A 12,014-nucleotide genomic window follows, 5' to 3' on the forward strand; every position below is an offset into this window, starting at 1 on the left:
CGCCGGCCTGCGGGAGCTCCCGCAGGCCGGCGGGCGTGTGCGCGAGGAGGCCGCCCGCAGGAGCAACCCGGTTGACATCGCGGGGGTTTGACGCCCCGGCCGGCAGGGCCGCGGACGCGCCGGGAAGGCCGTCGGGACGAGCGCCGGGACCGGCGCACAGGACGTGACGGGTGTCTCACGCGCTGAGACAGTGACACGCATTACTTACCGTCCTCAAGACGCCACGCGAGCGCTAATGTCCGCCGAAGAGGCAGACGTCGAACGCGTAGCAGGGAGTCGGAGTGGCAGGGAAGCTCGCCGTCATCGGGGCCGGTCTCATGGGGTCCGGCATCGCCCAGGTCGCCGCGCAGGCCGGCTGGGACGTCGTCCTGCGGGACGTCACCGACGAGGCTCTCAAGCGTGGCACCGACGGCATCAAGGCCTCGTACGACAAGTTCGTCGGCAAGGGCAGGCTCGCGGCGGACGACGCCGAGGCCGCCCTCGCCCGCATCACCGCGACCACCGACCTGGACGCCGCCGCCGACGCCGACCTCGTCGTCGAGGCCGTCTTCGAGAAGCTGGAGGTCAAGCACGAGATCTTCCGCGCGCTCGACAAGATCGTGCGCGAGGACACCGTGCTCGCCTCCAACACCTCCGCCATCCCGATCACCAAGATCGCGGCGGCCACCGAGCACCCCGAGCGGGTGGTCGGCGTGCACTTCTTCTCGCCGGTGCCGATGATGCAGCTCGTCGAGCTGGTCCGCGGCTACAAGACGAGCGACGAAACCCTCGCCACGGCCCGCCGGTTCGCCGAGTCGGTCGGCAAGACCTGCATCGTCGTCAACCGCGACGTCGCCGGCTTCGTCACCACCCGGCTGATCTCCGCCCTCGTCGTGGAGGCCACCAAGCTCTACGAGTCCGGCGTCGCCACGGCCGAGGACATCGACCTCGCCTGCAAGCTGGGCTTCGGCCACGCCATGGGCCCGCTGGCCACGGCGGACCTGACCGGTGTCGACATCCTGCTGCACGCCACCGGCAACATCTACACCGAGTCCCAGGACGAGAAGTTCGCCCCGCCGGAGCTGATGCGCCGGATGGTGGACGCCGGTGACATCGGGCGCAAGAGCGGGCAGGGCTTCTACAGGTACTGACCCGTACACGACCGGACGCACGCCCCGGGAGCATCACTCCCGGGGGTGAATTCGGTATCGGTTCGCTTACAAACAGCAACCGCTCTGCCACTCAAGCAGTCAGACGTTGCACAACATGAGCACCGACACGGAGTACGCACACCGCACTCAACGGGAGCGCATATGTACATCAGGGGCGACCACGCCGAGCTGGTCGTCGGGGGCCGCCTCGACGTCCGCAGCGCGGCGGACGCCCGTACGGCCCTGCACTCGGCCGTCGACGACGGAGTCGGTGACCTGGTGCTCGACCTGTCCGAACTGGACTCCTGGGACGCCACCGGACTCGGCGTGATCATGGGTGCCCACCGGCGGGCCGGCCGCTGCGGGCGCCGTCTGGTGCTGCGCCGCGTCCCGCCGCAGATGCAGCGCCTGCTGGTGGCCACCCGGCTGCACCGCATCCTCGCCATCGAGGGCGGCATCGGCGTGGAGTCGCTGCCCCGGGTGTAAGGCCGCGATCGGGGGTGAACCGGGCGTCGGGCGTCGGTCAGGAGCCGGACGCAGCCGCCGAACCGCACGTCGAGGGCAATCCTCACCGGACCGTGACGTCTCGGGCCGCGCGGCACCCCGCCCTGTCGTGGATACTGTGCGAAGGTTTAGGGTTCGGTCGCCCGCAGCCTCATGAACCCTCGAGCGGGCCCGGACCAGAAGCGACAGCACGGTGTGCAACAGGCCGGGAGGGGCCGCCTGATGAGGGCACACGACGCTTTTGGGGGGCTTGAACCCATGGACCCGATCACTCCGGGACCCGAGGAGCAGGGCCAGGCTCCAGGCCGCCGCCCACCCCGGGAATCCCTCACCTCCGACTTCGGCCAGAGCATGCCCGCGGTCGTCCGCACGGCGCAGCTCGTCTCCGGCGACTTCCTGCTGACCGTCAACCCCGTGGACGGCAGCGAGATCGAGCCCTGCCCGCCGCACGAACGGCCGGGCCGGCCCCGCAAGCGCGCCGCCGCCGAGCGCGCCGACACCGAGCGCGCCGCCCGGCCTCCCGTCCCCGCGGGCCCGGTGCTGCCCACGCTCGCCCTCCTGGAACGCCAGGACGAACGCGAGCGCCTGGTCCGCCTGCTGGCCCGCGGCCGCTCGGTGCGCCTCACCGGCCCGGGCGGCTCCGGCCGCACCGCGCTGCTCGACCTCGTCGCCGACGACTGCCTGGACCTCGCCCCCGACGGCGTCGTCCGGCTCACCGGTTTCCGGCGCACGGCCACCGATCTGCTCCACGACCTCTTCCACGCCGTCCACGACGCCCCGCGCCACCGGCCGGACCCGGACGAACTGCTCGCACTGGTCGGTGAGATCGGTGCGGTGGTCGTCGTGGACGACCTGGAGTTCGGCGGCGCCGCCCTGGAGGAGCTGCTCGACGCCACCCCCGAGTGCGCCTTCCTGCTGAGTGCCACCCCGGACGTCCCCGCGCCCACCACGGACTCCGAGGTCGAGGAGGTCTTCCTCGGCGGACTCGACCGCGCGGCCGGCGTGGAGATACTGGAGCGCGCCGTCGGCCGGGTGCTCTCCGAGGAGGAGGCCAACTGGGCGGGCGACCTCTGGTTCGAGTCGGAGGGGCTGCCGCTGCGGTTCGTCCAGGCCGGCGCCCTGCTGCGGCAGCGCGAACAGCTGCGGGCCAGCACCGGCGCGGTGGACGAGTACGGCGTCTTCCAGGACGTACTGCCCCCGGTCGAGGACGTGTTCGGCGACGCGGTGCCGGGCGAGGCGGAGGCCGAGCAGGTGCCGCTGCCCTCGCTCGCCGAGGCGGCCGCGCCCGCGCCCCTGCTCGCCTCCCGGCTCAGCGCCAGTGCCCGTGCCACGCTCCGCTTCGCCGTCGCCCTCGGCGGCGAGGTGCCGCACCAGGCCCATCTGCCCGCGCTGGTGGGCGACACCCACGCGGACGCCGCCCTCGGCGAACTGGCGGGCTGCGGACTGGTCTCGCCGGTGGGCGCCCGGTACCGTCTCGCGGCCGGTGTGCAGGCGCAGCTGGAGGCGGCCGGGTACGACGCCGACGCCCCGGCCCGGGCGCTCACCGCGGCCGAGCACTACGCCTGGTGGGCCGGACACCCCTCGGTCACCCCGGAGCGGGTCGGCGCCGAGGCCGACGCGGTGCTCGCCGCGCTCACCGTCGTGGTGCCCGCCACGGTGCCGCCCGCCGACGACGAGGAGAGTGTCGCCGTCCGGCTCGCCCGCACGGCCGCCCCCGCCTTCGCCACGGGGCTGCAGTGGAGCGCCTGGGAGCGGGCGCTGCGGCTCGGCGCCGAAGCCTGTCTGGCGTCCGGTGAGGCGGCGGACGAGGCGTACTTCCACCACGAGTTGGGGGTCCTCGCGCTCTGCGAGGGGCGCCTGGACCGGGCCCGGGCCGAGCTGGAGACGGCGGGCGGCCTGCGCGGGGCGCTCGCCGACAAGCGGGGCGCGGTCGCCGGGCGGCGCGCGCTGGCGCTGGTCGCCGACCTCTCGGGCGAGGCGCCCGGCATGCCGTCGACGGCGGGCGAGGAGGTGCCGGACGCGCGGCACGAGGAGTCGGCGTCGCCGCCGGGCGGGGTGCCCACGCTCTTCGGCGCCCACGAGCTCACGGGCGCCACCCTGGTGACCCGCCGGCCGGTCGTCGCGGGGTCCGGTGGCGGGTCCGGTGGCGGGTCGCGCCGGCCGGCCCGGCGCAACCTGGTGGCGGCCGGCTCGGGCGCGCTGCTCGCGGTGGTGCTCGGCACGGTCGTGACGCTCGGCATGACGTCGGGTCAGGACTCCGGCAAGGACCCGGCGGGCAAGGTGGAGGTCAACCCGTCGGTGACCCAGGACCCGGACGACGGCAGCCTGGGCGCGGACCCGGCGAAGGACACCGGCGGCGGCGGTCGTACGGCCGCTCCGAGCGGCAGCCCGACGAACCCGGGTCCGGACGGCACCTACGGCACCGCGGACGACCCGGCGCCGACCGCCGCCACCACCGGCCCGACGGCCCACCCGAGCGGTTCGCGGACGCCGGGGGGCGGGGGCACGACCCCGAAGCCGTCGAGGACCACGCGCAAGCCGGGTTCCCCGACGCCGACGCCGACGCCGACCAGGTCGACCCGGCCGCCGTCCTCCCCGCCGGCTTCGCCCTCGCCGTCGCCCTCGGTCTCGCCGTCGGCGACGTCGTCCGCCGGCACCCCGTCGACCAGCGACTCGGCGAGCGGCCCTGCGTCCCCGGACGGCACGGCCGGCGGCTCCGCCCCGGTGATGTAGGAACGGCCGGGGGCCGTCGCCACGTGGCGACGGCCCCCGGCCGGTCGCCGGTGCCGCCCGGTGCTGCTCGGTGCTGCCCGGTCAGAACAGCCGGAGCTTGTCGTCCTCGATACCGCGCAGGGCGTCGTAGTCCAGGATCTGGCAGTTGATGCCCCGGTCCGTGGCGAGCACCCGGGCCTGCGGCTTGATCTCCTGGGCGGCGAAGACCCCGCGGACCGGGGCGAGGTGCGGGTCGCGGTTCAGCAGTTCCAGGTAGCGGGTGAGCTGTTCGACGCCGTCGATCTCGCCGCGCCGCTTGATCTCCACGGCGACCGTCCCGCCGTCCGCGTCCCGGCACAGGATGTCCACCGGTCCGATCGCGGTCATGTACTCGCGGCGGATCAGGGTGTAGCCGTCGCCGAGCGTCTCGATGCGGTCGGCGAGCAGTTCCTGGAGGTGCGCTTCCACGCCGTCCTTGATCAGGCCGGGGTCCACGCCGAGTTCGTGCGAGGAGTCGTGGAGGATCTCCTCCATCGTGATGATCAGTTTCTCGCCCGCTTTGTTGACGACGGTCCAGACGCCCTCGTCGTCACCCGTGCCCTCCTTCAGCGTGCAGGGCGGCGACATCCAGTTGAGGGGCTTGTAGGCCCGGTCGTCCGCGTGGATGGAGACGCTGCCGTCCGCCTTGACCAGGATCAGGCGGGGCGCCGAGGGCAGGTGGGCGGTGAGCCGGCCGGCGTAGTCGACCGAGCATCGGGCAATGACGAGACGCATGGTCGGCAACGCTACTCGACGCCCGCGGGTGCACGCGATTCGCCCTGCTCCCGTCCGTCCCCGCCGTCCGCCGCGTCCCGCTGGGCCACCCCATTCATCCTGGAAACTCTTGTTCATCCTTGGCCGATTGTGGGCCCAAAGGGACCGTTCCATATACGCAATCTGCTGGTGTGGTCACCGACCGTTGCCTACCGTAGAGAACGGGAGGTCGCGACATGTGTACTGAGCGTGTTCGAAATCGCGAACTTCCGCATCTGTCCGGCAACCCCTGCTCGTCGGGGGTGCGAGAGGAGAACCCATGTCGCTCGACGTCTCACCGGCCCTACTCGAACAGGCCGAGCGAGGCGAGGTCGACGAAGCAGCATTCGTCGACTGCGTCCGGACCTCCCTGCCCTATGCGTGGGAGATGATCAGCTCCCTGGTGGCCCAGCTGAAGGTGGACGGCGGTTCCTTCGCCGACAACCAGACGCCCCCGCCGGACGAGCAGGCACGGGGTCAGCTGCTGCGCGCGCTCGCCAGTGACGCCATACGCGGCGCCCTGCAGCGGCACTTCGGGGTGCGGCTGGCCTTCCAGAACTGCCACCGGGTGGCGGTGTTCCCGCTGGACGCCTCGGTCGACGAGACGTTGGCCCGCTTCACCTCGGTGCGCAGCCAGTTGCTGAACCAGTCGCCGGAGTTCCGGGACTGCTGACGCGCGATCGACGGGCCACGTCCGCAGGGGCCCGGTGCTTGCCGCTCCACCCGGGGGAGGTGCGTGTGTACTGGGGCGGCAAGCCCCCTTGGTGCCGTGACGCGCCCGTGCCCCGAGGGAGCCGGCGTCCGCTCAGCGCAGTTGCGGCAGGACCTCGGCGCCGATCCGCCGCAGGTTCTCCTCCGTGGCCGCGAGGTCGCCGGAGCCCTCGACGAGCAGGGCGAAGCGGGAGACGCCGGTGCGCTCCGAGGTGGCCGCGAGCCGGTCGGCGGCGAGCCGCGGGGTGCCCACCGGGTGCAGTCCGCAGAGCAGTTCGGTGTAGGCGAACGGATCGCGCATCGCGCGCGCCCGGCCGTCGACCGTGACATGCGCGTCGAGGCCCTGCTTGAGCCAGCCCGGCATGGCCTTCAGCAGCGTCTCCGCCGCGTCGCTGCGCCGGTCCGCGATCTGGCAGACGCCGGCCGAGACATGGGCCGCGCCCGCGATCTCCTCGGCCGGCCGCCCCGCGGCCCGCGCGAACTGCCGCCACAGGGCGACCATCTCGGCCTTTTCCTCGTCGCCGATGTGCATGCCCAGCAGCATCGGCAGTCCGCGCTCGGCGGCCAGCCGTACGGTCGACGGCGAGGTGCAGGCGACGACCACCTCCGGCCCCGGCGTGTCCGTCAGCGCCTCCGACGGACGGGGCACGACGGGCACCTCACGGAAGGAGAACCGCTCTCCCGAGGCCGACACCGACGGTTCGCTCAGCCAGCGCACCAGCAGATCGAGTGATTCCGGGAACCCGTGCTCGTACGCGCCGAGGCCCGAGCCGAACACCTCCAGATCCACCCACGGACCGCCGCGCCCCACGCCGAGCGTGAACCGACCGCCGCTCGTCAGGTGCAGCAGCGCGGCCTGCTCGCCGAGTGCGACCGGGTGCGCGGTGGGCAGTACGCTGACCGCCGTGCCGACGCGGATGCGGCGGGTGCGGCCGAGCAGCAGCGCGGCCAGGGTGACGGCGGACGGGCAGGTGCCGTACGGGACGAAGTGGTGCTCCGCCAGCCACACCGCGTCCAGCCCGGCCTCCTCGCTGACCTCCGCCGCGCGGACCGCCCGGTGCAGGGCCTCGCCCTGGCCCTGCCCCGGGAACTGTGCCGCCAGCACAAAACTACCTACGTGCATCGCATTTCCTGCTTCCTTGGCTCCGACCGGAGCTCCCCCACCCGGCATAACCGTCTGACACGTGCCGAGGACACGGCCTGGCGGGGAGATTTGCGGATTGTCTGCAGAATGGGCCGTCCAGGAGGGGGACTTGTACGGGTTGGAGCGCTTCGGGTACCCGTCCGGAAGCCGCGTAGGCTGGATGCAGTCCGTGCTTCCTGTATAGCCCCGAGAGGTGTCCCGTGTCCCCGCGTCGCAACCGACCGAAGGCCGCCGGAGAGTCCGGCCGGAGCGCCGAGGACGACTCCGCAGGCCGGTACGGCGGCTGGCAGTCCACGGAGAGCTGGCAGGGCGAGGAGTGGAGCGTGCGCCATGTCGCCGGGGCGAGCGCGCAGGGCAAGACCTATCGCTGCCCCGGCTGCGACCAGCTGATCCCCTCCGGCGTCCCGCACGTGGTGGCCTGGCCGGAGCACGCGGGCGTGGACGACCGCCGCCACTGGCACAAGGCGTGCTGGAACGCGAAGGACCGCCGCACCACGAGGGTGCAGCGGTCCCGTAACGCGCCGAGGTTCTGAGCTACACGTCCCGGCTCTGCAGCAGCGCGACGGCGCCGGCGAACGCGGCCGCCGTCACGCCGATCATGATCCACAGCGGGTCCCAGCCCGTCGGGCCGGACGAGCTGAGGGTGTTGTCGTAGAAGACGCCCATCTGGCTCGGGATCGAGTACTCCAGCAGCGCCTTCTGCACCTTCTCCAGCGACGAGGCGTTCATGAACAGGGCGATCACCAGCGGGGCGAGCACGGCGCCGATCATGATGGTGATCGCGCCCGCCGAGTGCCGGATGATCGAGCCCACGAGCAGCGAGAGCAGGCCGAGCAGCGCGATGTAGAGGCTGATGCCGACCGTGGCCTTCAGCCATTCCCCGCCGGAGGGGGTGCGGCCGCCGTTGCCCTCCAGCATGGACGTCTGCACCATCGCCACGAACGACACGGTGGTCAGCGTCACCACGAAGGCGATGACGAAGAACACGATCGCCTTGGCGGTCAGCACCCGGGCCCGGCTCGGGCACGCGGTCATCGTCGTGCGGATCATGCCCGTGCCGTACTCGGACGCCGTGGTCAGCACGCCGAGCGTGATGATGCACATCATGCCGATCAGCAGGCCGAAGAAGCCGAGGGTCAGCGGGCTGGTGCCGCCGAGGTCGCCCGAGCCGCGGACGGCGACACCGGCGAGCAGGCCGATGCCGACCACGAGCAGGACGAAGACGCCGAGCGTCCACATCGTCGAGCGCACCGACTTGATCTTCGTCCACTCGGAGGCGAGGGCGTGCCCGAGGTGGGTGCGCACCACCGGGATCGGCGAGCTGTAGCCGTGGTACGACCCGCCGGGCGCCGCCTGCCGGTCGGGCGCTGCGGGGGATCCCTGCGGCATCGGGGGCTGGTGGGTGCTCATCGGGCGTCCTCGGGCTGGGTCTGGGCGGGGGCGGCGGGAGCGGACTGCGCGGGGGCGGGCTCGGCCGGTGCGGGGGCGGCCGCGGGCGGCTGGGCCGGTGCGGCCTGCGCGGCCGGTGCGCCGGGCGGGGCCTGCGGGACCGGCTGCGCCTGGGTGCCCGGCGCGGCGTACGGGTTGGGGGCGCCCGGAGCGCCGTAGCCGGGCGCCGGCGCGCCGCCGTACGGGCCCGAGGGCGGCGTCGGCATCGCGAACGGCTGACCGCCCTGCTGGGGCGGCGGCGGGGCGTACCAGCCGGGCTGGCCCTGGCCGGGGACCGGCATGGGCGGCTGGGCGCCCGGCGGCAGCGGCTGCTGCAGGCCCGCCTTCTGGTCGACGGTCGAGCGGTAGTCGACGGCGCCCTGCGTCATCCGCATGTACGCCTCCTCCAGCGACGCCTGGTGCGGCGACAGCTCCCAGAGCCGGACGCCCGCGTCGTACGCGAGGTCGCTGATGCGGGGCAGCGGCAGGCCGGTCACCCGCAGCGCGCCGTCCTGCTCGGGCAGGACGTGGCCGCCGGCCCCGGTGAGCGCGGAGGACAGCTTCTCGCGCAGCTGGGGCTCGGAGTCGGGGGTGCGGACCCGTGCGAAGTCCGCCGAGTTCGCGGAGATGAAGTCCTTGACGCTCATGTCGGCGAGCAGCTGGCCGCGCCCGATCACGATGAGGTGGTCGGCGGTCAGCGCCATCTCGCTCATCAGGTGCGAGGAGACGAAGACGGTACGGCCCTCGGCCGCCAGCGCCTTCATCAGGTTGCGCACCCAGAGGATGCCCTCGGGGTCGAGGCCGTTGACCGGCTCGTCGAAGAGCAGCACCTGGGGGTCGCCGAGCAGCGCGGCGGCGATGCCGAGGCGCTGGCCCATGCCGAGCGAGAAGCCCTTGGAGCGCTTCCGCGCCACCTCCTGCAGGCCGACCACGCCGAGCACCTCGTCCACCCGGCGGGCCGGGATGCCGGAGAGCTGGGCGAGGCTGAGCAGGTGGTTGCGGGCGGACCGGCCGCCGTGCACCGCCTTGGCGTCCAGCAGCGCGCCGACCTGGCGGGGGGCGTTGGGCAGCTTGCGGTACGGGTAGCCGCCGATGGTCACCGAGCCGGACGTCGGGTTGTCGAGCCCGAGGATCATCCGCATGGTGGTCGACTTGCCCGACCCGTTCGGCCCGAGGAAGCCGGTCACGGCCCCGGGCCGCACCTGGAAGGAAAGGTTGTACACGGCGGTCTTGTCGCCGTAGCGCTTCGTCAGGCCTACAGCCTCGATCATGCTCCGCACCCATCGAAAGGTTCAGGACAGCGGGGCACACGCCCCCCGTAAGGGTTAGGAGGATATCCGGGCGCTGACGGTTCCGCTCAAGAGCGGGTAAAGCCCGGCCATGTTCGAACAGGCGGGCGTCGCTCACTGGGCGTCCCGGCGCCTGAGCACCAGGTAGCCGCCCACGAGCGCGGCGACCACCCACAGCGCCATGATCCCGAGCCCGCCCCAGGGCCCGTAGGGGGTGTCGTCGCCGATCCGGGGGACCACCCGCATGATCCGGCTGCCGGCCTGGTCGGGCAGGAACCGGCCGACCTTCCGGGTGGCGCTCACGTTGCCGAGGATCGTCGAGATCAGGAAGAAGAACGGCATCAGGATGCCGAGCGAGAGCATCGGTGAGCGCAGCATCACGGCCACGCCCATGGAGAACACCGCGATCAGGGTCATGTAGAGGCCGCCGCCGACGACCGCGCGCAGCACGCCCGGGTCGCCGAGCCGGGTGCCCAGGGGGCCGAGCATGGCCTGCCCGAGGAAGAAGGCGGCGAAGCTGGTGACCATGCCGACGAGCAGGGCGAGCGCGGTGGCCACGGCGATCTTGCTGAACAGGAAGGTGCCGCGCCGGGGCACCGCGGCCAGCGAGACGCGGATCATGCCGGTGCTGTACTCGTTGGACACCACCAGCACCCCGAACACGATCATGGCGAGCTGGCCGAGGGTCATACCGGCGAAGCTGACGACCGTGGGGTCGAAGGAGAGCCGGTCCGTCACGGGCATGTTGTCGAACTGACTCCTCGACAGCGCGGAGATGAGCATCCCGAGCGCCAGGGTGACCACGACGGCCAGCGACAGCGTCCACACCGTCGACGCGACCGACCGGATCTTGGTCCATTCCGACCGGATGACCTGCACGGCCGCCATGGTCAGGCCCCCTTCCAGGCGGCGCCCCGGTCACCCGCGGCGGGGCCGGGCCCGGCGGCGCGCGCGTGGTACTCCACCGACTCCGCCGTCAGCCGCATGAACGCCTCCTCCAGTGACGCCTGCCGCGGGCTCAGTTCGTGCAGCACGACCCCGGACCGCGCGGCCAGCTCCCCGATCCGCTCGGCCTTGCCGCCCTCCACCTCCAGCGCGCCGCCGCCCGTCTCCACCACGGTGATGCCGTCCGCCCGCAGCACGTCGAGGAGCCGTTCGCGCTGCGGGGACCGGATCCGGACGTAGCTGCGCGAGTGCTGCCGGATGAAGTCGGCCATGGAGGTGTCGGCCAGCAGCCGCCCCTGTCCGATGACCACCAGGTGATCGGCGGTCAGTGCCATCTCGCTCATCAGATGGCTCGACACGAACACGGTCCGCCCCTGCGCCGCCAGCGACTTCATCAGGTTCCGGATCCAGTGGATGCCCTCCGGGTCGAGCCCGTTGACCGGCTCGTCGAACATCAGGATGCGCGGGTCCCCGAGCAGCGCGGCCGCGATCCCGAGCCGCTGCCCCATCCCGTACGAGAACCCCTTCGCCTTCTTCCGGGCCACCGCGGTCAGCCCGACGGTGTCGAGCACCTCGGCCACCCGCCGCGAGGGGATGCCGTTGCTCTGCGCGAGACAGAGCAGGTGGTTGTAGGCGCTCCGGCCGCCGTGCACGGCCTTGGCGTCCAGCAGCGCCCCGATGTACGTCAGCGGGTCCGTCAGCTCGGCGTAGTGCCGGCCGTCGATCCGGACGTCGCCCGCGGTGGGCCGGTCGAGCCCGAGGATCATCCGCATGGTCGTGGACTTCCCGGCGCCGTTCGGGCCGAGGAACCCCGTCACGACGCCGGGGCGCACGGCGAAGGTGAGACGGTCCACGGCGACCTTCCCGCCGTACCGCTTCGTCAGCCCCTCCAGCTCGATCATGCGGCCACGCTATGACCGCTGTTGGGCGGCTGCCACTCGGACGGGCGGAGGCGATCACCGGGCCCGGCGTCCGGGACGTGCTCCAGCTCCCCGGCCCACCGGGGGCGTGCCGGGGGGCGCCGGAGAACGGAACACACGGCCGGCTGCCGCGGGCGGGCGGCACCTGGGCGGTCGTCAACGGCGACGGCACCGACGACCCGTCCCTCCACGGCCTGCGCCAGGCCGCGCCCGCGAAGTCCCGGCTGCCCCACGAGGCCAGGCACGCACCCGGGAGGGGCGGCGGGCGAAGCCCCGAGTACGTCCCGTCACGAGGGCTGCGCCCGGCATCCCCCCGAGCTCTGCGAGCAGGGGGCGCCCCCAGAGCACGCACCGGACGCCGCGGGGCCCACCCACCGGGCGGACGACGGGACTTCGCGGACTCGCCCCAGGCCGCGCCCGCGAAGTCCCGTCGGCCCCA

At 73.0% G+C, this 12,014-nt stretch carries 11 protein-coding genes; 5 read left to right on the forward strand and 6 right to left on the reverse strand.

The window, feature by feature from the left end:
* Nucleotides 1–281: 281 nt before the first annotated feature.
* The 3 genes from B446_RS25345 (at nucleotide 282) to B446_RS25355 (ending at nucleotide 4,367) form a co-directional block, all read left to right on the forward strand.
* Nucleotides 282–1,130 (forward strand): 3-hydroxyacyl-CoA dehydrogenase family protein, encoded by an 849-nt coding sequence (locus B446_RS25345; protein ID WP_020942283.1) that lies wholly within the window; start codon nucleotides 282–284, stop codon nucleotides 1,128–1,130.
* A gap of 162 nt (nucleotides 1,131–1,292) precedes the next feature.
* Complete coding sequence (locus B446_RS25350) at nucleotides 1,293–1,616, forward strand: STAS domain-containing protein (protein ID WP_020942284.1); 324 nt, start codon at nucleotides 1,293–1,295, stop codon at nucleotides 1,614–1,616.
* 276 nt (nucleotides 1,617–1,892) lie between these two features.
* Nucleotides 1,893–4,367, forward strand: coding sequence for an ATP-binding protein (locus B446_RS25355; RefSeq protein WP_020942285.1), 2,475 nt, complete (start codon nucleotides 1,893–1,895; stop codon nucleotides 4,365–4,367).
* An 81-nt stretch (nucleotides 4,368–4,448) separates the two neighbouring features.
* Here the strand turns inward: B446_RS25355 and nucS are convergent, their stop codons facing one another.
* Nucleotides 4,449–5,120, reverse strand: a complete 672-nt coding sequence (gene nucS, locus B446_RS25360) for an endonuclease NucS (RefSeq protein ID WP_020942286.1) — start codon at nucleotides 5,118–5,120, stop codon at nucleotides 4,449–4,451.
* 298 nt (nucleotides 5,121–5,418) lie between these two features.
* On the opposite strand from nucS, the gene B446_RS25365 reads away from it, so the two are divergent.
* A complete protein-coding gene (locus tag B446_RS25365; RefSeq protein WP_020942287.1) occupies nucleotides 5,419–5,811 on the forward strand; it encodes an SCO5389 family protein in 393 nt (130 codons plus the stop codon).
* Between the two features lie 132 nt (nucleotides 5,812–5,943).
* Here the strand turns inward: B446_RS25365 and B446_RS25370 are convergent, their stop codons facing one another.
* A complete protein-coding gene (locus B446_RS25370; RefSeq protein WP_020942288.1) occupies nucleotides 5,944–6,972 on the reverse strand; it encodes an LLM class flavin-dependent oxidoreductase in 1,029 nt (342 codons plus the stop codon).
* Nucleotides 6,973–7,193: 221 nt separating this feature from the next.
* On the opposite strand from B446_RS25370, the gene B446_RS25375 reads away from it, so the two are divergent.
* Entirely contained in the window at nucleotides 7,194–7,526 is a 333-nt protein-coding gene (locus tag B446_RS25375) for a hypothetical protein (RefSeq protein WP_020942289.1), read from the forward strand.
* A gap of 1 nt (nucleotide 7,527) precedes the next feature.
* Here the strand turns inward: B446_RS25375 and B446_RS25380 are convergent, their stop codons facing one another.
* The 4 genes from B446_RS25380 to B446_RS25395 form a co-directional block, all read right to left on the reverse strand.
* Nucleotides 7,528–8,403, reverse strand: coding sequence for an ABC transporter permease (locus B446_RS25380; protein WP_020942290.1), 876 nt, complete (start codon nucleotides 8,401–8,403; stop codon nucleotides 7,528–7,530).
* Nucleotides 8,400–9,692, reverse strand: coding sequence for an ABC transporter ATP-binding protein (locus tag B446_RS25385; RefSeq protein ID WP_020942291.1), 1,293 nt, complete (start codon nucleotides 9,690–9,692; stop codon nucleotides 8,400–8,402). Before B446_RS25385 ends, B446_RS25380 begins: the two co-directional genes overlap by 4 nt.
* Before the next feature lie 132 nt (nucleotides 9,693–9,824).
* Nucleotides 9,825–10,598 (reverse strand): ABC transporter permease, encoded by a 774-nt coding sequence (locus tag B446_RS25390; protein ID WP_020942292.1) that lies wholly within the window; start codon nucleotides 10,596–10,598, stop codon nucleotides 9,825–9,827.
* A gap of 2 nt (nucleotides 10,599–10,600) precedes the next feature.
* Nucleotides 10,601–11,557: an ABC transporter ATP-binding protein gene (locus tag B446_RS25395; protein WP_020942293.1), complete on the reverse strand. Its 957-nt coding sequence runs from the start codon at nucleotides 11,555–11,557 to the stop codon at nucleotides 10,601–10,603.
* Nucleotides 11,558–12,014: the final 457 nt, after the last annotated feature.

This window comes from Streptomyces collinus Tu 365 (assembly GCF_000444875.1).
Classification (GTDB): domain Bacteria; phylum Actinomycetota; class Actinomycetes; order Streptomycetales; family Streptomycetaceae; genus Streptomyces; species Streptomyces collinus_A.